This is a genomic window from Comamonas sp. 7D-2, assembly GCF_022749555.1.
Taxonomy (GTDB): domain Bacteria; phylum Pseudomonadota; class Gammaproteobacteria; order Burkholderiales; family Burkholderiaceae_C; genus Comamonas; species Comamonas thiooxydans.
Genome location: NZ_CP094238.1, coordinates 1,203,750 through 1,221,239 on the forward strand (window position 1 = coordinate 1,203,750; position 17,490 = coordinate 1,221,239).

A 17,490-nucleotide genomic window follows, 5' to 3' on the forward strand; every position below is an offset into this window, starting at 1 on the left:
GCGCTTTTTTGACCTTAGAACTTATGAAACCCATCCAAGTAGGCCTGTTGGGCATTGGCACCGTAGGCAGCGGTACTTTCAATGTGCTGGAACGCAACCAAGACGAGATTCGCCGTCGTGCGGGTCGTGGCATTGAAATTACCATGGTCGCCGACTTGGATACCGAACGCGCCAAGAGCGTGGTGGGTGACAAGGTCAAGGTGGTCGGCGATGCACGTGAAGTCATCGCCAACCCCGATATCGATGTGGTGGTCGAGCTGATCGGCGGCTACGGCATTGCCAAGGCCCTGGTGCTGGAAGCCATCGCGGCCGGCAAGCATGTGGTGACCGCCAACAAGGCCCTGCTGGCCGTGCACGGTACGGAAATCTTCAAGGCCGCGGCCGAGAAGGGCGTGATGGTGGCTTATGAAGCTGCCGTGGCCGGTGGCATTCCCATCATCAAGGCCTTGCGCGAAGGCCTGACCGCCAACTCCATCCAGTGGGTGGCCGGCATCATCAACGGCACGACCAACTTCATCCTGTCCGAAATGCGCGACAAGGGCCTGGACTTCGACGTGGTGCTCAAGGAAGCGCAGCGTCTGGGCTATGCCGAAGCCGATCCCACCTTCGACATCGAGGGTGTGGATGCGGCCCACAAGGCCACGCTGATGAGCGCGATTGCCTTCGGCATTCCCGTGCAGTTCGACAAGGCCTATGTGGAAGGCATCACCAAGCTGGCCGGTGCCGATATCCGCTACGCCGAGCAACTGGGCTACCGCATCAAGCTGCTGGGCATCACCAAGCGCACGGACAAGGGCATCGAGCTGCGCGTGCACCCCTCGCTGGTGCCTTCCAAGCGTCTGATCGCCAATGTGGAAGGCGCGATGAACGCCGTGGTGGTGAACGGCGATGCCGTGGGCACCACGCTGTACTACGGCAAGGGCGCCGGGTCCGAGCCCACCGCTTCCGCCGTGGTGGCCGACCTGGTGGATATCGCCCGCATGGACGGCTCCGATCCTGCCCACCGCGTGCCAGCCCTGGCCTTCCAGAGCAGCAGCCTGGCTGCCGCTGGCAGCGAGCTGCCCGTGCTGCCCATGGCCGAGGTCGTGACCAGCTACTACCTGCGCATCCGCGTGGCCGACGAAGCCGGAGTGCTGGCCAAGATCACCGGCCTGCTGGCGGGTGCCGGCATCAGCATCGACGCCGTGCTGCAGCGCGAAGCCGATGAAGTGGGCGGCGAAGGCTCGACCCAGACCGACCTGATCATTCTCACGCACGACACGCGCGAAGGTGATATGGACAAGGCCCTGGCCGAAATCCAGGGGCTGCCCACGGTGCTGGCTCCCATCACCCGCATCCGCAAGGAAGAGCTGAACTAAGGACTTGAGCATGTACCGTCGCACTCAAACCGGTTTATTCCCTGTTCAGTGCGGTGTCGGTATTGCAAACTCCTTCAAAGGCTGGCGCCCTATGGCGTCAGCCTTTTTGTTTTTGGTGGCGGCGGGTGCGCAAGCGGCGCCCGTCGATGTCTATCGTGGCACGCTGGGCGGCTCGGCGGTGGTGATGGAGCTGGGTAAGCCGGGCGAGGGTGGTGAACGCCAGGGGCGCTATTTCTATCTGCGGCATGGAGTGGATATTCCACTCCGGGGCTCGCTGAATGCGCTGTCTGAGGCACGTCCTTTGAATAACGACTGGGCGCGTGAAAGCGGTGGCGAGCCTCCCGTGTTGACCGACTCCCAACAGCGCCGCATCGTTTGGCAACTGCGCCAGCAAGGCAGTGCTTTGGCAGGTGAGTGGGTGGATGATATTCACGGCAAAAAACTGCCGCTAGCCCTTACCCATATTGCGCAGTACGACCCTGAAAAGATAGCGCCATTCGGTGTGGAGGCCGTGACGTTGGCGATTGTGCAAGGTGCGGGCAGCGGTATTGCATCGGGCGTTGCCATCTCGGCACAGGTCACGCCCTACGACTATCTGAAAGTGGCCGAGCAAAAGCTGGAGCAGGGCAAGGAAGTGGTGGTCAGCCCCACGTTGGCCTGGAGGCCGGTGCGCGATGCGCGTACCCAGTTCTGGTATCCGCGCCTCACGCGTCACCCGGATAGCAGAATTCTGGCGCAGACCAATACCGTTCTGGAGCAGCGCCACTGGGCCATGAGTCTGGAGGCGCTGGCCTGTGTGGGCTCGATCTACCAGAACGCTGGCCCGGCGGCAGGCTCACTGGGGGACTTCAATAACGAGTCGATCAAGGTGACCTACCTCTCAAGCGCCTTGATGAGTGTGGTGGAGTCCGGTTCAACCGGTTGCGGTGGCGCGCACCCCAACAATCATTACGACCCCTTTGTGCTGGACTTGCTGCGGGGCGGCTATATGGACTTCACCCGCCTGCTCAAGGACGTGAAATATGGCGAGTACAAGCTGGAGTATGGTGATCGGCTGTCGCGTTTTCTGAGCAAGGCCGTGAACCGGCATTCCGAGGATGACAAGGAGTGCACCGAGTTGCTGCCCCAGTACATGGCGCTGATGTTCGACAAGCCCGACAAGATGAGCTTTGTGATTTCAGGCATAGGCCATGCCATGGGTGTGTGCCTTGGCAGCGGCGTCAGTGTCCCGTTCAAGGAGCTGAAGGCCTATACCAAGCCGGGGGCGCAACGCTATTTCCAGCCCTGAGCCCCTTCCGGCACGATATGAGGCAATGGCGTTGGCCGGTCTCTGCATTCGCGCACAGTCAAATCGGGCTTGCTGACCGATAATGGTCGGCTTGGCGGCATGACTTCTGTCCGTTTGGCTGTCCGTTCCGAATTTTAGTTTTTGGCGAGTTTGAGATGCTGTATCTGTCCACCCGCGGCCATGCTGACCGCAAGCGTTTTTGCGACATTTTGCTCGAAGGCCTGGCTCCCGATGGCGGCCTGTACCTGCCCGTCGAGTATCCCCAGATCGACGATGCCAAGCTGAGCCAGCTGCGCGAGACGCTGGCCAACAAGGGCTATGCGGCCCTGGCCTTCGAGATTCTGTCGCTCTATATCGACGACATTCCGGCCGAAGATCTGCGCGCCCTGTGTGCCAAGACCTATACCAGGGAAGTTTTTGGCAGCGACGCCATCGTGCCCGTGCGTCAACTGGACGGCGTGCTGCACATCGAAGCCCTGTCCAACGGCCCCACGCTGGCCTTCAAGGACATGGCCATGCAGCTGCTGGGCAATCTGTTCGAGTACGAACTGGCCCGCCGCAACGAGGAACTGAATATCCTTGGCGCCACCAGCGGGGACACCGGCAGTGCGGCCGAATACGCCATGCGCGGCAAAAAGGGCGTGCGCGTCTTCATGACCAGCCCACACGGTCGCATGAGCCCCTTCCAGCAGGCGCAGATGTTCAGCCTGCAGGACGAGAACATCCACAACATCGCCATCGAAGGTGTGTTCGACGACTGCCAGGATATCGTCAAGGCCGTCTCCAACGACCACGCCTTCAAGGCCCAGTACAAGATTGGTACTGTCAACTCCATCAACTGGGCACGTCTGCTGGCCCAGGTGGTCTACTACTTTGCCGGCTATCTGCAGGCCACCCGCTCCAATGACCAGAAGGTGAGCTTCACCGTGCCTTCGGGCAACTTCGGCAATATTTGCGCAGGCCATGTGGCGCGCCAGATGGGTCTGCCCATTGCCAAGCTGGTGGTGGCCACCAACGAAAACGATGTGCTGGACGAGTTCTTCCGCACCGGCGTCTACCAGGTGCGAGGCTCGGCCAATACCTACGAGACATCGAGCCCCTCGATGGACATCTCCAAGGCCAGCAATTTCGAGCGCTTTGTGTTCGACCTGGTGGGACGCGACGGCGTGCGCACCAAGCAGCTGTTCACCGAAGGCGTGGCCAAGGCCGGCAAGTTCGATCTGAACACAGATCCCGCCTTCAAGGATGCGGCCGGCAAGTACGGTTTTGTGAGCGGCAAGAGCACGCACGCCGACCGTCTGGCCACCATCAAGGACACTTTCGAGCGCTTTGATCAGATGATCGACACCCATACCGCCGACGGCGTGAAGGTGGCGCGAGAGCATCTGGGCGCCGAGCCCATGCTGGTGCTGGAAACCGCTCTGCCCATCAAGTTTGCCGCGACGATCGAAGAAGCATTGGGCCGCCAGCCCGACCGTCCCGCCAAGTTCAATGGCATTGAAGACCTGCCCAAGCGTGTGGTCGTCATGGCCTCCGACGTGGACCAGGTCAAGGCCTTTATCGCCGAAAACTGCAGATAAAGTCCTGCGGCGTTAAGCTTGAAAAGCATCTGTGGCTTGGCGACAGGTGCTTTTTTTTCTTTGGATAAAATTGGTATTTTTCGCTTACCCATAGAGTGTTGGTAGCTATCAAAAATATATTGAAATCAAGATGAAGGTCATAGGCTTTGCCGGATATTCGGGCGCGGGCAAGACCGCCCTGGTCGAGGCGCTGGTGATGCTGATGAAGCAGCGCGGACTCAGGGTCTCGGTCATCAAGCATGCCCACCATGACTTTGATGTGGATCGCGAGGGCAAGGACAGCTGGCGTCACCGCAAGGCTGGCGCTTATGAAGTGCTGCTCGCGTCCGATAGACGCATGGCGCTGATGCGCGAATACGAGCAGCCTGCTCAGCTGAGCGTGCACCATATGCTGGCGCAGCTGGATCCCAGCGTGGACTGGGTGCTGGTCGAAGGCTTCAAGCATGGCGAGCTGCCCAAGATAGAGGTCTGGCGGCAGCAGCAGGACAGGCTGGACAAGGGCAAGAGCCTGGAGCCGCTGTTTGCACATGACCCTAGGGTGCTGGCAGTTGCCACCGACGCTGCCCATGACCTGCCTCAAGTGCCTGTCCAGCCCGTGCTGGATCTCAACCAGCCCCAGCTTGTGCTGCAATGGCTGCTGGCTCATTCGGACTCTCTGCAATACAAGAACTAAGGAAAGACACAGCAATGCAAGCACCACAGACGCCTCGCAAGCCGCTCAAGCCTCTGGATGAAGCCCTGCAGGAGCTGCTGGCCCATGCCCAGCCCCAGGCCGGCGCACAAATGGTGGACTCCTTTGATGCCGATGGCCGCGTGCTGCTGCAGGCCGCCGTCTCGCCGCTGCAAGTGCCGCCTCAGGACAACTCGGCCATGGACGGCTATGCGGTGCGCATCGCCGAATGTGCTGACGGCGCTGCGGTGCTGCCGGTGTCGCAGCGCATCCCTGCCGGCACCTCGCCCGAGGCGCTGGCCGCTGGCTCCGTCGCCCGGATCTTCACGGGTGCGCCCGTGCCGGCCGGGGCCGATGCCATCGTCATGCAGGAGGACTGCGAATTGCTCGAGGACGGCCGCGTGCGCATCAAGGCCCAGCCCCGTGCCGGCCAGTGGATTCGCCGCGCGGGCGAGGACATCACGCAGGGCGCCACCGTGATCGAAGCCGGTACCCGCCTCACTCCGGCCCATCTGGGTCTTGCAGCCAGCATGGGCTTTGCCAGCCTGCAGGTGGCACGCAAGCCGCGTGTGGCCCTGTTCTCCACCGGCGACGAACTGGTCATGCCCGGTACCGTGGCACCGCAGGACATGCCAGCGGGCAGCATCTACAACAGCAACCGCTTCTTCCTGCGTGCATTGCTGCTGCGCATGGGCTGCGAGGTGACGGATCTGGGCATTGTTCCCGATGACCGCGAGGCCACGATTGCCGCGCTGGCCGATGCCGCCATGGACCACGACGTGATCGTCACCAGCGGCGGCGTCTCCGTGGGCGAGGAAGACCATATCAAGCCCGCAGTGCAGGAGCTGGGTCAGCTGGACCTCTGGCAGATCAACATCAAGCCTGGCAAGCCTTTTGCCTATGGCCGCGTCAATCGCGAGTCCGGCACGGGCTTTGCGCATTTCATCGGTCTGCCGGGCAACCCGGTCTCCAGCTTTGTCACCTTCCAGGTGCTGGTGCGCCCGTTCCTGCTGCGTCTGCAGGGCGTGCAGCATGTGCTGCCGCGAGCCATAGAGGCGCGCGCCGATTTCGTCTGGCCAAAGGGCGACAAGCGCAGAGAGTTTTTGCGGGTGCGCTACAACGAGCGTGGCGGACTGGAGCTGTTCAGAAACCAGAGCTCGGGCGTGCTGACTTCCGCGGCTTGGGGCGACGGCGTGGTGGACAACCCTGCCGGCACCACGATTGCCATGGGCGACAGTGTGCGCTTTATCCCGTTTACCGAGCTCATGGCCTGATGGAGTTGGAGATGAAGACCGTTACGATTCGATATTTCGCCTCTATCCGGGAAGCCTTGGGTACGGGCAGCGAAAGCCTGCAGACCCCGGCAGCCACCGTGGGAGCATTGCGCGAGCAACTGATGAGCCGCAGCGATGCGGCTGCCCAGGTGCTGGCTGCCAGCAAGGCTGTGCGCATGGCGCTGAACCAGGATATCTGCGATGCCGATGCCGTGCTCAGCAATGGCGACGAAGTGGCATTTTTTCCGCCAGTGACGGGGGGCTGATGAGTCTCTGAGCGCTTGTGAGCCTCTAAAAACGGTTTCTGAAGAAGCCTGAAGTCCACAGAAGGCCTGTGCAAACCGCTTGCACAGGCCTTTTTGCTGTCTGTCGGTTTCCAGGTGCCAGCCTTGATCGTGAGATTGCTTACTAGGGTTTTCCTGGGCGTATTTTCGTGAATCTGACGAGATTCATTTTGGAGAATCCGCGCTTTCTACAAGAAAGACAGAAAGCACTTACTCATGACAACTCACGTCAATATGGAGGAGACCCGCTCTGCGCGCTTTGCCATGCGCTGCGCCAGCTGGGCGGAGAAGTGGTTCCCGGATTCCTGGGTGTTTGCCGTGGTCGGCATCTTCATCGTGGTGCTGGCAGCGTTTGCCATTGGTGCGCCGGTGCAGGAAACCAGCAAGGCCTTCGGCAAGGGCTTCTGGAGTCTGATCCCCTTCACCATGCAAATGGCTTTTGTGGTGATTGGCGGTTATGTGGTGGCCAGCTCCAAGCCCGCATCTGCACTCATCAAGGCGCTGGCCCGTGTGCCCAAGACCGGCCGTGGCGCCGTGGCCTGGGTGGCGTTTGTGGCGCTGAGCGCCTCGCTGCTGAACTGGGGGCTGAGCCTGGTGTTCGGCGGTCTGCTGGTCAAGGAACTGGCACGCCGCACCGACATCAAGATGGACTACCGTGCCGCCGGTGCCGCCGTCTATCTGGGTCTGGGTGCCGTGTGGGCGCTGGGCATTTCGTCTTCGGCGGCGCAGCTGCAGGCCAACCCTGCAAGCCTGCCTCCCGGCATTCTGGCCATTACCGGCGTGATTCCGTTCACGCAGACGATCTTTCTGTGGCAGTCCGGCGTAATGCTGGGCGTGCTGATGGTGATCTCCATCGTCGTGGCTTACATGACGGCACCCGGTGAGAAGACCGCGCGTGATGCGGCCCAATGCCAGGTCGACCTGGGCACAGAAGTCGTGCAGGAAGTCAAAAAGCCCAGCCGCCCCGGCGAATGGCTTGAATACAGCCCCATCCTCATCATCTTGCTGGTGGCGCTGACCGTGGGCTGGATGGTGGAGGAGTTCTCGAGCAAGCCTTTCATTCAGGCAATCTCTGGGCTGAACACCTACAACCTGCTGTTTCTCATGGCCGGTGCGCTGTTGCACTGGCGCCCCCGCAGCTTTCTCGATGCCGTGGCACGTGCCGTGCCCACTACGACCGGCGTGCTGATCCAGTTCCCTCTGTATGGTGCGATTGCGGCCATCATGACGGACGTCAAGGGTGACGGCGGTGCCAGCATTGCCCACCATATCTCCACCTTCTTCACCAGCTTTGCCACGCATGACACCTATGCACTGCTGATGGGCACCTACTCGGCCGTGCTGGGCTTCTTCCTGCCTTCTGGCGGTGGCAAGTGGATTGTGGAAGCACCTTATGTGATGCAAGTGGCCAATGATCTGCAGTACCACCTGGGCTGGGCCGTGCAGATCTACAACGCTGCTGAGGCTCTACCTAATCTGATCAACCCCTTCTACATGCTGCCGCTCTTGGGCGTGCTGGGCCTCAAGGCGCGTGATCTGATCGGCTTCAACTTTGTGCAGTTGCTGGTTCATGCGCCCGTGGTGCTGTTCCTGTTATGGTTCCTGGGTCAGACCCTGAGCTATATCCCCCCTGTAATGCCATGACCGAAACCGCCGATTTGCCATCTACCGAAGTGAACCCAGAGATCAGCGCCCGTACCCGCAAGGCGTTGGCCCAAGCGCGTGAGCGCGGAGTCAAGCTGGGCACGGCCGGTGCGACCAATATCCGCGCCACGGTGGAAAAACGTAAATCGGCAGCCGATGCCTTTGCCAGGCAGCACGAAGCACTGTTCGCCGAATTGCTGCAACAAGGTCTGACCCACCGCGCCATGGCGGCCGAACTCAATGCGCGGGGCATTGCGGCCGCCAAGGGCGGTGAGTGGACCCATGGGCAAGTGCAGCGCATTCTGAACCGCTACGCAGACTGGAAGGCTGCCGAGTCGATCCAGGCCTGAGGCCGTCATGCCGATCAAAAAGCCGTGCTGCGTTTGCTGCACGGCTTTTTTGATGGAGGTCGGGGACGAATGAGTCAGGCAATGTAGAGCAAGACCGCAACGCACAGTTTATGCGCCATGCCGTGCGACCGCTTTCTGCCTTGTGGCAGCCAGTGCCAGCAAGCCAAGCACAATCAGCATCAGACCATAGCCATAGGTGGTGGGCACCAGCCCCAGGCTCTGGGTCAGCAGGCCTGCGGCGATGGCCGGCAGGCTGAAGGCCAGATAGCTCAGCACATAGATGGTGGACAGCAGGCCGCCGCGTTCATGTGGCTCGGCCAGCGGCAGCACGCTGCGCAGCGCCCCTTGAAAGCCCACGCCAAAGCCCGCACCGGCAATGATGGAGGCTGCCACCATCAGCGTCAGGCTGTGGCTGGCCACGCCCAGCAGAAGAATCACGATGCCCAGCGGCAGAACCGAACCACCGAAGCGCAGCATGCGCTGGGCCGTCCAGTGGCGAAGCAGCCAGATGGCCGCTGCGGCGCTCAAGGTGTTGATGCACACGGCCAGGCCTGCCATCAAGGTGGAGCCGGTGATCACGCGCAGCAGGGTGGGGCCTAGCGACAGATAAAAGCCCGCCAGCGCCCAGGCAGCGATGTCCAGCGGCGCCATGCGCAGGAATGCAGGGCGGATATGCGCGGGAAGGCGGATGCGAGGGCGCATGGAGGCCAGGGCTCCGCTGCGGCGGCTGACGGTTTCAGGCATCACGGCAATGGCCCAGGCCGATGCCGCAAATACCAGAAGCAGCCACCAGTAGACCTGGTGCAGCCCGTCGTGACCGTGGCTGGCCAGTTGGTTGGCGCCGAACACGCCGGCTGCCATACCCAGCATGGGGGACAGCGTATTGATCAGCGCACCGCGTTCACGGTCCAGATCGAGCAGGGCCGCGCCCAGGGCTGCACTCGCCATACCGGTGGCAAAGCCCTGCACCACACGCGACCAGAGCAGAGCCTGCGCATCCTGTGCATGGGCGAACATCAGCATGGAGACCGCCTCCAGTCCGAGGGCGGCAAGAATGACGGGGCGCCGGCCCAGGTAATCGGACAGTGCGCCCATGGTGAGCAGGGCGACGAGCAGACTGAAGGCATAGACCGCGAAGATCAGGGTCAGCATGCCCGAGGAAAAGCCCCAGGCCTGCTGGTAGAGGCGATACAAGGGCGTGGGAGCGCTGGATGCCGCCAGAAAGCTGGCCAGGGTCAGGGCGACAGCAGCCATATTGCGGGTGCTGGACACCGCAGTCAGGGATACAGAGGATGTGGGCATGGAAAAGCAGGCTCCGCTACCATAAAAGCAAATTTTTTGCGTTTGCGTATTCTGCGTTAGTTTGCTGTTAACGCAAATATTTAGCTTTAATGACCATGATTGCAAAAGACCCAGTCCAATCCCGGCCTGGCGGGCGCAGCTCCCGTGTACAGGCCAGCGTGCATCAGGCGGTGAGGAAACTGCTGGAGCGAATGCCGCGCGAGGAGCTGACCTTTCCCCTGATCGCCACCGAAGCCGGCGTGACGCCTTCCACGCTGTATCGCCGCTGGGGCGATCTGCCGCAACTGCTGGCCGATGTGGCGCTGGAGCGCATCCGTCCCATTGCCGAGCCTGCGGACACGGGCAGTCTGCACGGCGATCTGCAGGCCTGGACCGAGCAATACATCGAGGAAATGGGCTCTCCCCTGGGACGAACCTTGCTGCGCGATACCTTGGTGGCAACCCAGGAAGACCAGGTGACCTGCGCCTGCGTGGACATCATTCGCGACCAGCTTGGCATCGTGCTGGGCCGGGCCCGTGCACGTGGCGAAGAGGCGCCCGATGTGGAAGCCATGCTGGACCAGTTGGTGGCACCCATCGTCTATCGCATTCTTTATGGTCTGCAGCCCGATGTGGCGTTCGGACGCAAGCTGGTCGAACAACTGATGCCTGAACAGGTCTGAGGCTCTTGCCCTAGAATCGCGGCCCACAGGTGCCAAGGGACGCCTGCCCGCACAAGAGGCTCTCACCCTTGCTTTCGACAGCGTGTTCACGCTCGATTTCGATGTTCTGTCAGACCATGGTTGTTCTAGGGGCCCAGCGCGGGAGGCTCCGATGCAACCTGGAGCACTGTCATGACTTCATCTCTCCACCCCCAGGCGCGGCGCGCGCTGACGCGGGACTACAAACAGGCGTTTCCCGCCATGGGCATCTACGCGGTGCGCTGCGATGTCGCTGACTTGTTGCGCCTGGGTGCCAGCCGCAATGTGGACGCAACGCTCAACCGCCTGCGGTTCGAGCTGAGCAATGGCTCCCGGCGCGATGCGGCACTGGCCCAGGCCTGGGCTTGCCATGGCGCACGGGCATTTCGTTTTGAGGTACTGGACCGAGTCAAGGAGCGCGACGATCCTTTGTTCGACTATGACGCCGAACTTCAGGCCCTGCTTTCCCTGTGGCAGCAAGAGCTGCAAGGGGTACAGCCATGAGCAGTGAAACCGTGAATGCCATGTGTTCAGGCCAAGCGCTGCTCGGTGGTGCTGCAGCCATTGATCCGTCGAGTCCGGCCATGGGGGCAGGTTCTGTTTGCGGATTCGTTTCGCCGCAGGCCCTGGTCGACGAACTCAAGGTACGCGCCCGCGTGCGCCTGAACCGTGCGCGGCGCAAGGGTGCTGCGGGCTCGGCCTCATTGCGCGACCATTTGCATCAGGCGGCGCGCGAGGTCGGCTTTGCCGGCTGGGAGCAGGCGCGTCGGGTGCTGGGGGCGCTGGCGGCACCGGGAGATGACATGGGCAGCTTCTGGCATGTGCCGCGTAGCGGCATTCTTCTGCACATCTGGTTCAGCGAGTACGCGCAGGCGCGCAGTGTGCTCGCACAGCAGGCGGATGGCTTTTTGCTGCCTTATCGGCGCCAGTGCTTCATCGTGCAAGCGCCATTCATCGAGGCTTTGGGCTTGAACCCGGCAGATCCGGCCTGGGCTGCCATAGGGCGAGATCTGGTCGCCGCCTATGGAACGCCTGACTGGCGGGCCTTGGCTTGGCAGCGTCTGCATGCGCCTGTCGGAGCCTTCTGATCTGCTTCGACGTGGAGGAAACTCCTGAAACTGGAGCGAAAAATGCCTGTCTGAAAGCGCTGAAGATCCGTTGTGCCCGGGTTTTCAGTCCGGGTCTGCTGGAGTGGGGAACTGCGGTGCACGCCATTCCAGCAGCTCGGCCAGGCGCTGCACGATCCAGCCCGCCTCAGGCGCCGTGACGACCGAGCCCTCCGCGGCCAGGCCCGCGTGCATGCCCAGCAGCACCTGTTCTTCGGAGGAGTTGCCCGAGTGATAGAGCGTCTGTGCCTGCTCGGTCAGATGGCTTGCCAGGTCTTCGCATAGCTCATAGCGTGCGACGACCTCGGCAATCGGTACGGACAGCTTGCCGCTGCGCGTGCGAAACAGCTCGGCAAAGCTGGTCGGCGGCTGAATCTGGCTGGTGTCGTCCATGGCTTAGCTTGGTTCGAACAGGCGCTCGAAGCGCTCGATGTCCACGGCCAGCTCGCAGGTAATGAGCTGGCCCGATTTGTTGTCGCGCTTGCGGTGGGCGGCAAACAGCGTGGCCTTGCCCTTGAAGTTGTAGTCGGGCAGGTGGATCAGCTCATAGGGATAGGGCACAAAGAGCTGGAACTCGAAAATCATCCGGTGCTCATTGCGCGGAGAGGGGTACAGCGTGTACTCCGGCAGATTGATGGTTTGTGTGGCCATGGCCCAATGCTAATGCGGCAGACATGCCCATGCTGGCCTGCGACAATGCAGGCATGACTGAAGCACGTGTATCCATTCAGACCCAGGACTTTGACCTCTCGGCCGAGATTGCCGCCCTGCGCGCCGGCGATGCACGCGTGGGCGCGGTCTGCAGCTTTGTCGGCACGGTGCGCGACCGCAACGAGGGCGATGCCGTCTCCAGCATGGAGCTCGAGCATTACCCCGGCATGACCGAGAAGTCGATCGAGGCCATCATCGACAAGGCCGTGGCGCGCTTTGGCATCTATGGCGCGCGCGTGATTCACCGCATCGGCCTGCTGCAGCCCATGGACCAGATCGTGCTGGTGGCAGTGACCAGCGCCCACCGCGGCAAATCCTTCGAGGCCTGCGAATACATCATGGACTATCTGAAGTCCGAAGCGCCGTTCTGGAAAAAAGAGCAGACCGAGCAAGGCGCACGATGGGTGGATGCGCGTGTCAGCGACGAGCAGGCATTGGCGCGATGGCAATAATTCTATGAATTGATAGCTGCTTTCGCATTTATTCATTGAGTTTCAGTCGAAAAATCATCTGAAATGAAGTGCATAAGAGCGGTAGATGCTATGCTTTTTGTAGACCGTTCGGCTGCAGCCAGCGTGGCGGCCTGAAGACCAGCACATTGCCGGCCATCACCAGGGCCAGGCCCAGCAGTCCCACAGCAGTCCATTCATAGCCTTCCACCACGGCCGAGATATTGAGCGCCACTATGGGGAACAGCACCGTGGCATAAGCGGCTTTCTCGGGGCCCAGTCGACCCACCAGTGTGAGGTAGGCGGTAAAGGCAATCACCGAGCCGGGAATGGCCAGATACAGCAGTGCGCCTGCATATTGCGGGCTGGTGTCAAAGTGCCAGGGCAGACCGGCGATCAGCGCATACGCTAGCAGCAGCAGCGTGCCGGCCAGCATGCCCCAGGCATTGGTGTGCAGCGGCTTGTAGCCCAGGCCCTGCAGCGATGCAGAAAGCATGTTCCCGCAGGAAAAGCACAGCGTTCCACCCAGCGCCCACAACAGACCTTGCCAGCTGGCGTGCTGACCCTGCTGCAGCTCTGGCCAGAACAGAATCACCAGACCCGTCAGGCCCAGAGCGCTGCCTGCGAGCACATTGGGCGCAAGCCTGCGGCCATGGATGACTCGCGCCAGAAATGCATTCCAGATGCTGGCACTGGAAAACACCACGGCAGCCAGGCCGCTGGTCAGGGTCTCGCTGGCGTGCATGAAGCAGACAAAGTTCAGGCTGAACAGGCATAGTCCCTGGCCCAGCACGCGTGGAATGGCTGCGCCGCGGGGGACGCGCCACTGGCGGGTCAGCAGCAGCCAGGCAAAAAGCACCAGGGAGGCAAGACCAAAGCGGTAGGCGATGGACAGCTCTACGGGGACGCTGCCCAGTTGCATCTTGAGAGCGATCCAGGTGGAGCCCCAGATCAGCACGACCAGGGCATAAAGAGGTAAAAGCATGGCAAGTCTTGGTGCTTGGAAGAACCAGATCTTGCGCGCCTGGATTGGCTCTGCATTGCACATTCCTGCGGTTTTGTGGCGCTGCAGCAAGCGCGGCCAGATAGCTGGCGCCACAATGCAGGCATGCCCGCCAGCGCTGTATCCGCCCCATCGCATCTGAGTCATGTACTGGCTCGGTCACGCGCCCAGATCAGGCGCAGAGCGGGTTTGAGTCAGTCGCTGGAATTGGCCATCTGGACCAATCACGATGATGAGGTGCACTACCGGCAGCAAGGCCATCACACGCTGTCTGTCTATCTGGCCGGAGGTCGGGGATCGCAACTCAAGGGCGATGCACTGGCCCGAGGCGAAGCAGGGCGCTTTTGCGTTCTCCCGGCCGAGCATGAATCGCGCTGGCTGGTGCGTGAGCCTGTGCAGTTTCTGCACCTGTATGTCTCTGACATTGCCTGGGCCGACCGAGTGGTGCGCCTGCTGGATGCCGAGCCGCGCAGCATTACGCTGACACCGCAGATTTATTCCCAGGATCCAATCTATGCGCAATGGTCGCAGGCGCTGCGGCGACTGGACTGGAGTGAGGCTCACGACATATGGCAGGCGGACTTCCTGAGCCAGCAAGTGCTGGATCGGCTGGTGCTGCAATCGGCGGCGCCCTGGCAGCGGCACAAGCTGCTGAAACCGTTGGGTGGCCTGTCATCCACGGCCCGGCGCAAGGTGCTTGACTATGTGGAGGCTCATCTGGCCGACAGCAAAGCCCTGAGCTTGCCCGCGCTGGCGCAGGTCGTGGCCTTGTCCGAATATCACTTTGCCCGTATGTTCCATCAAAGCATGGGATGCACCGTGCATGACTGGGTCATGCAGCGGCGTCTGCAGCAGGTCTGCGCCCGCCTGCTGGGTAGCGCAGGCGGTGCAAGAGGACGCACGCCGCAGCTTGCATGGCTGGCCGCCGAAACGGGGTTTGCCAATGCCAGTCATTTGCTGCGCAGCTTTCGCAAGCACTATGGGCTTACTCCTACGCAACTGGCTCGGTGCTGGCGCGATGCTTGAACTTGATATACCGCAAGCAGGGCGGTTGCGGATCTGCTTTTTGCTGTTTTTTGCGCATTCGGGTCTTGAAACCCCCTGTTTGACTATCAGATAAATGGCAATGAATCTGATTGGAGCGAAAGCGACAAACCATGCGAATTGACAAACTGACGACCAAATTCCAAGAAGCCTTGGCCGACGCGCAGTCCCTGGCGCTCGGTGCTGATCAATCCACCATCGACCCTCTGCACCTGTTGGTGGCCATGTTGCGCCAGGACGACGGCCCGCGTGCGCTGCTGCAGCGCGCCGGCGGCAATGTGCAACAACTCAAAAACCTGGCAGAACAGGCCATGGCTGATCTGCCGCGCGTGCAGCAGCAAGGCGATGTGCAGGTCGGCTCCGAGCTGGCCCGCCTGCTGCAGGCCTCGGAGAAAGAAGCCCTCAAGCGCGGTGACCAGTTCATCGCCAGCGAGCTGTTTCTGCTGGCGCTGGCCGATGCCGCAGGCTCGGCCACGCGTGCCGGTGCCTTGCTCAAGCAGAGCGGCGTGAGCAAATCCAGCCTGGAGGCGGCCATCAATGCCGTGCGAGGAGGGCAGAACGTGGACAGTGCAGAAGCCGAAGGCCAGCGCGAAGCGCTCAAGAAATACACGCTGGATCTGACCGAGCGCGCCCGCAGCGGCAAGCTCGATCCCGTGATCGGCCGCGACGATGAAATCCGCCGCGCCATCCAGGTGCTGCAGCGCCGCAGCAAGAACAACCCCGTGCTCATCGGCGAGCCCGGCGTGGGCAAGACCGCCATTGTCGAAGGCCTGGCCCAGCGCATCGTGGCCGGTGAAGTGCCCGAGAGCCTGCAGAACAAGCGCGTGCTGTCGCTGGATATGGCGGGCCTGCTGGCCGGTGCCAAGTACCGCGGCGACTTCGAGGAGCGCCTCAAATCCGTGCTCAAGGAAATCGCACAGGACGAAGGCCGCATCATTCTTTTCATTGATGAGATCCACACCATGGTGGGCGCCGGCAAGGCCGATGGCGCCATGGACGCTGGCAATATGCTCAAGCCCGCACTGGCGCGTGGCGAGCTGCATTGCGTGGGTGCGACCACGCTCGATGAGTACCGCAAGTACATCGAAAAGGATGCCGCTCTGGAGCGCCGCTTCCAGAAGGTCATCGTGGACGAGCCTTCGGTGGAGGACACCATCGCCATTCTGCGCGGCCTGCAGGTGAAGTACGAGGCGCATCACAACGTCGATATCACCGACCCCGCCATCGTTGCCGCTGCGGAGCTGAGCCATCGCTACATCACCGACCGCTTCCTGCCCGACAAGGCCATTGACCTGATCGACGAGGCCGCGGCCAAGATCAAGATCGAGATGGACTCCAAGCCCGAGGTGATGGACAAGCTCGAGCGCCGCATGATCCAGCTCAAGATCGAGCGTGAAGCCATGAAGCGCGAAAAGGACGAGGCTTCGCAAAAGCGTCTGCAGCTGATCGAGGAAGAGCTTGAGAGTCTGGAGCGCGAGTACGCCGACCTTGAGGAAATCTGGAAGGCCGAGAAAGCCAGCGCTCTGGGCTCGGAGCAGATCCGCAAGGAAGTGGATCAGCTGCGCATCCAGATCGAGGAGTTCAAGCGCAAGGGCGATTTCAACAAGGTGGCCGAGCTGCAGTACGGCAAGCTGCCGGCACTCGAAAAGCAGCTGCACGAAGCCCAGGCCAAGGAAGAAGGCCAGGATGGCGCGACGGCCAACAAGCTGCTGCGCACCCAGGTCGGAGCCGAGGAGATCGCCGAGGTGGTGAGTCGTGCCACGGGCATCCCCGTGGCAAAGATGATGCAGGGCGAAAAAGACAAGCTGCTGCACATGGAAGACAAGCTGCACGAGCGCGTGGTGGGCCAGGAGGAGGCGATCAGCGCCGTGGCCAATGCCATTCGCCGCTCGCGCTCGGGTCTGTCCGATCCCAATCGCCCCACCGGCTCCTTCCTGTTCCTCGGCCCCACGGGCGTGGGCAAGACAGAGCTGTGCAAGGCGCTGGCAGGCTTCCTGTTCGACAGCGAGGACCATCTGGTGCGTATTGACATGAGTGAGTTCATGGAAAAGCACTCTGTGGCACGCTTGATCGGTGCGCCCCCCGGCTATGTGGGTTACGAGGAAGGCGGCTACCTGACCGAGGCCGTGCGCCGCAAGCCCTATAGCGTGCTGCTGCTGGACGAGGTGGAAAAAGCCCACCCTGATGTCTTCAATGTATTGCTGCAGGTTCTGGACGATGGCCGGTTGACCGATGGCCAGGGCCGCACGGTGGACTTCAAGAACACCGTGATCGTGATGACCAGCAATATCGGCTCGCATCTGATACAGGCCATGGTTGGCGAGGATGCCGATGATGTGAAGGAAGCGGTCTGGGGGGAACTTAAAAACCATTTCCGACCCGAATTCTTGAACCGCATCGATGAAACCGTGGTCTTCCATGCACTGGATGCCAAGAACATCGAGGCGATTGCCAGGATTCAGCTGAAGTTGCTGGAAAGCCGTCTGCAGAAGATGGAACTGAGCATGCAGGTGTCCGAGCAGGCCCTGGCCGAGTTGGCCAAGGTGGGCTTCGATCCCGTGTTCGGTGCCCGCCCGCTCAAACGCGCAATCCAGCAGCGTATTGAAAACCCGCTGTCCAAGTTGTTACTTGAGGGGAAATTCCCGCCCAAGAGTACGATAGCTGTGACAGTCGACCCGGTGAATGATCCCGGGGTGTTCCGGTTCGAGTCCGCAGGCGCTGCCTGAGGATCTGAACCCTAGAAAGAG

The 17,490-nt window shown here is 61.5% G+C and carries 18 protein-coding genes; 14 read left to right on the forward strand and 4 right to left on the reverse strand.

Annotation, left to right across the window (positions count from 1 at the left end; translation table 11 throughout):
- Nucleotides 1-23: 23 nt before the first annotated feature.
- The 8 genes from MPZ60_RS05435 (at nucleotide 24) to MPZ60_RS05470 (ending at nucleotide 8,448) form a co-directional block, all read left to right on the forward strand.
- Complete coding sequence (locus tag MPZ60_RS05435) at nucleotides 24-1,358, forward strand: homoserine dehydrogenase (RefSeq protein ID WP_003064309.1); 1,335 nt, start codon at nucleotides 24-26, stop codon at nucleotides 1,356-1,358.
- A 91-nt stretch (nucleotides 1,359-1,449) separates the two neighbouring features.
- Entirely contained in the window at nucleotides 1,450-2,646 is a 1,197-nt protein-coding gene (locus MPZ60_RS05440) for a hypothetical protein (RefSeq protein WP_034359745.1), read from the forward strand.
- Between the two features lie 155 nt (nucleotides 2,647-2,801).
- Entirely contained in the window at nucleotides 2,802-4,226 is a 1,425-nt protein-coding gene (gene thrC, locus MPZ60_RS05445) for a threonine synthase (RefSeq protein ID WP_034359747.1), read from the forward strand.
- 130 nt (nucleotides 4,227-4,356) lie between these two features.
- Nucleotides 4,357-4,899 (forward strand): molybdopterin-guanine dinucleotide biosynthesis protein B, encoded by a 543-nt coding sequence (gene mobB / locus MPZ60_RS05450; protein WP_034359749.1) that lies wholly within the window; start codon nucleotides 4,357-4,359, stop codon nucleotides 4,897-4,899.
- 14 nt (nucleotides 4,900-4,913) lie between these two features.
- Entirely contained in the window at nucleotides 4,914-6,170 is a 1,257-nt protein-coding gene (gene glp / locus MPZ60_RS05455; protein ID WP_034359751.1) for a gephyrin-like molybdotransferase Glp, read from the forward strand.
- Between the two features lie 11 nt (nucleotides 6,171-6,181).
- Nucleotides 6,182-6,436: a molybdopterin converting factor subunit 1 gene (gene moaD, locus MPZ60_RS05460; RefSeq protein WP_003064318.1), complete on the forward strand. Its 255-nt coding sequence runs from the start codon at nucleotides 6,182-6,184 to the stop codon at nucleotides 6,434-6,436.
- A 234-nt stretch (nucleotides 6,437-6,670) separates the two neighbouring features.
- On the forward strand, nucleotides 6,671-8,098 hold the full coding sequence (locus tag MPZ60_RS05465; RefSeq protein WP_003064320.1) for a short-chain fatty acid transporter: 1,428 nt from the start codon (nucleotides 6,671-6,673) through the stop codon (nucleotides 8,096-8,098).
- Entirely contained in the window at nucleotides 8,095-8,448 is a 354-nt protein-coding gene (locus MPZ60_RS05470; RefSeq protein ID WP_034359753.1) for a recombinase family protein, read from the forward strand. Before MPZ60_RS05465 ends, MPZ60_RS05470 begins: the two co-directional genes overlap by 4 nt.
- 108 nt (nucleotides 8,449-8,556) lie before the next feature.
- Here the strand turns inward: MPZ60_RS05470 and MPZ60_RS05475 are convergent, their stop codons facing one another.
- On the reverse strand, nucleotides 8,557-9,750 hold the full coding sequence (locus MPZ60_RS05475) for an MFS transporter (RefSeq protein ID WP_052057707.1): 1,194 nt from the start codon (nucleotides 9,748-9,750) through the stop codon (nucleotides 8,557-8,559).
- A gap of 95 nt (nucleotides 9,751-9,845) precedes the next feature.
- On the opposite strand from MPZ60_RS05475, the gene MPZ60_RS05480 reads away from it, so the two are divergent.
- The 3 genes from MPZ60_RS05480 (at nucleotide 9,846) to MPZ60_RS05490 (ending at nucleotide 11,518) form a co-directional block, all read left to right on the forward strand.
- Nucleotides 9,846-10,412, forward strand: a complete 567-nt coding sequence (locus MPZ60_RS05480; RefSeq protein WP_034359808.1) for a TetR/AcrR family transcriptional regulator — start codon at nucleotides 9,846-9,848, stop codon at nucleotides 10,410-10,412.
- A 171-nt stretch (nucleotides 10,413-10,583) separates the two neighbouring features.
- A complete protein-coding gene (locus MPZ60_RS05485; protein WP_034359755.1) occupies nucleotides 10,584-10,934 on the forward strand; it encodes a GIY-YIG nuclease family protein in 351 nt (116 codons plus the stop codon).
- Nucleotides 10,931-11,518, forward strand: a complete 588-nt coding sequence (locus MPZ60_RS05490; RefSeq protein WP_034359757.1) for a hypothetical protein — start codon at nucleotides 10,931-10,933, stop codon at nucleotides 11,516-11,518. Before MPZ60_RS05485 ends, MPZ60_RS05490 begins: the two co-directional genes overlap by 4 nt.
- Nucleotides 11,519-11,602: 84 nt before the next feature.
- Here MPZ60_RS05490 and MPZ60_RS05495 read toward each other — a convergent pair whose 3' ends face one another.
- Together MPZ60_RS05495 and MPZ60_RS05500 are read right to left on the reverse strand one after the other, a co-directional pair.
- Nucleotides 11,603-11,929, reverse strand: coding sequence for a hypothetical protein (locus MPZ60_RS05495; protein WP_034359760.1), 327 nt, complete (start codon nucleotides 11,927-11,929; stop codon nucleotides 11,603-11,605).
- Between the two features lie 3 nt (nucleotides 11,930-11,932).
- Nucleotides 11,933-12,187: a hypothetical protein gene (locus MPZ60_RS05500; RefSeq protein WP_003057869.1), complete on the reverse strand. Its 255-nt coding sequence runs from the start codon at nucleotides 12,185-12,187 to the stop codon at nucleotides 11,933-11,935.
- Between the two features lie 53 nt (nucleotides 12,188-12,240).
- Between MPZ60_RS05500 and moaE the strand changes: the two genes are divergently transcribed.
- Nucleotides 12,241-12,699 carry a molybdopterin synthase catalytic subunit MoaE gene (moaE, locus tag MPZ60_RS05505; protein WP_034359810.1) on the forward strand — a complete coding sequence of 153 codons (459 nt, stop codon included), beginning with the start codon at nucleotides 12,241-12,243 and terminating at the stop codon, nucleotides 12,697-12,699.
- 88 nt (nucleotides 12,700-12,787) lie between these two features.
- On the opposite strand, the gene MPZ60_RS05510 is transcribed toward moaE, so the two are convergent.
- On the reverse strand, nucleotides 12,788-13,681 hold the full coding sequence (locus MPZ60_RS05510; RefSeq protein ID WP_034359762.1) for a DMT family transporter: 894 nt from the start codon (nucleotides 13,679-13,681) through the stop codon (nucleotides 12,788-12,790).
- A gap of 207 nt (nucleotides 13,682-13,888) precedes the next feature.
- Here MPZ60_RS05510 and MPZ60_RS05515 point away from each other — a divergent pair, with 207 nt between their 5' ends.
- Nucleotides 13,889-14,725, forward strand: coding sequence for a helix-turn-helix domain-containing protein (locus tag MPZ60_RS05515; protein ID WP_238585634.1), 837 nt, complete (start codon nucleotides 13,889-13,891; stop codon nucleotides 14,723-14,725).
- Between the two features lie 131 nt (nucleotides 14,726-14,856).
- A complete protein-coding gene (clpB, locus tag MPZ60_RS05520; protein WP_034359764.1) occupies nucleotides 14,857-17,469 on the forward strand; it encodes an ATP-dependent chaperone ClpB in 2,613 nt (870 codons plus the stop codon).
- Nucleotides 17,470-17,490: the final 21 nt, after the last annotated feature.

Excerpts from the sequence above, each read along its gene's own strand:
- MPZ60_RS05435 (WP_003064309.1), top strand. The coding sequence starts at position 24 with ATGAAACCCATCCAAGTAGGCCTGTTGGGCATTGGCACCGTAGGCAGC.
- MPZ60_RS05440 (WP_034359745.1), top strand. The coding sequence starts at position 1,450 with ATGGCGTCAGCCTTTTTGTTTTTGGTGGCGGCGGGTGCGCAAGCGGCG.
- thrC (WP_034359747.1), top strand. The coding sequence starts at position 2,802 with ATGCTGTATCTGTCCACCCGCGGCCATGCTGACCGCAAGCGTTTTTGC.
- mobB (WP_034359749.1), top strand. The coding sequence starts at position 4,357 with ATGAAGGTCATAGGCTTTGCCGGATATTCGGGCGCGGGCAAGACCGCC.
- glp (WP_034359751.1), top strand. The coding sequence starts at position 4,914 with ATGCAAGCACCACAGACGCCTCGCAAGCCGCTCAAGCCTCTGGATGAA.
- moaD (WP_003064318.1), top strand. The coding sequence starts at position 6,182 with ATGAAGACCGTTACGATTCGATATTTCGCCTCTATCCGGGAAGCCTTG.
- MPZ60_RS05465 (WP_003064320.1), top strand. The coding sequence starts at position 6,671 with ATGACAACTCACGTCAATATGGAGGAGACCCGCTCTGCGCGCTTTGCC.
- MPZ60_RS05470 (WP_034359753.1), top strand. The coding sequence starts at position 8,095 with ATGACCGAAACCGCCGATTTGCCATCTACCGAAGTGAACCCAGAGATC.
- MPZ60_RS05475 (WP_052057707.1), bottom strand. The coding sequence starts at position 9,750 with ATGCCCACATCCTCTGTATCCCTGACTGCGGTGTCCAGCACCCGCAAT.
- MPZ60_RS05480 (WP_034359808.1), top strand. The coding sequence starts at position 9,846 with ATGATTGCAAAAGACCCAGTCCAATCCCGGCCTGGCGGGCGCAGCTCC.
- MPZ60_RS05485 (WP_034359755.1), top strand. The coding sequence starts at position 10,584 with ATGACTTCATCTCTCCACCCCCAGGCGCGGCGCGCGCTGACGCGGGAC.
- MPZ60_RS05490 (WP_034359757.1), top strand. The coding sequence starts at position 10,931 with ATGAGCAGTGAAACCGTGAATGCCATGTGTTCAGGCCAAGCGCTGCTC.
- MPZ60_RS05495 (WP_034359760.1), bottom strand. The coding sequence starts at position 11,929 with ATGGACGACACCAGCCAGATTCAGCCGCCGACCAGCTTTGCCGAGCTG.
- MPZ60_RS05500 (WP_003057869.1), bottom strand. The coding sequence starts at position 12,187 with ATGGCCACACAAACCATCAATCTGCCGGAGTACACGCTGTACCCCTCT.
- moaE (WP_034359810.1), top strand. The coding sequence starts at position 12,241 with ATGACTGAAGCACGTGTATCCATTCAGACCCAGGACTTTGACCTCTCG.
- MPZ60_RS05510 (WP_034359762.1), bottom strand. The coding sequence starts at position 13,681 with ATGCTTTTACCTCTTTATGCCCTGGTCGTGCTGATCTGGGGCTCCACC.
- clpB (WP_034359764.1), top strand. The coding sequence starts at position 14,857 with ATGCGAATTGACAAACTGACGACCAAATTCCAAGAAGCCTTGGCCGAC.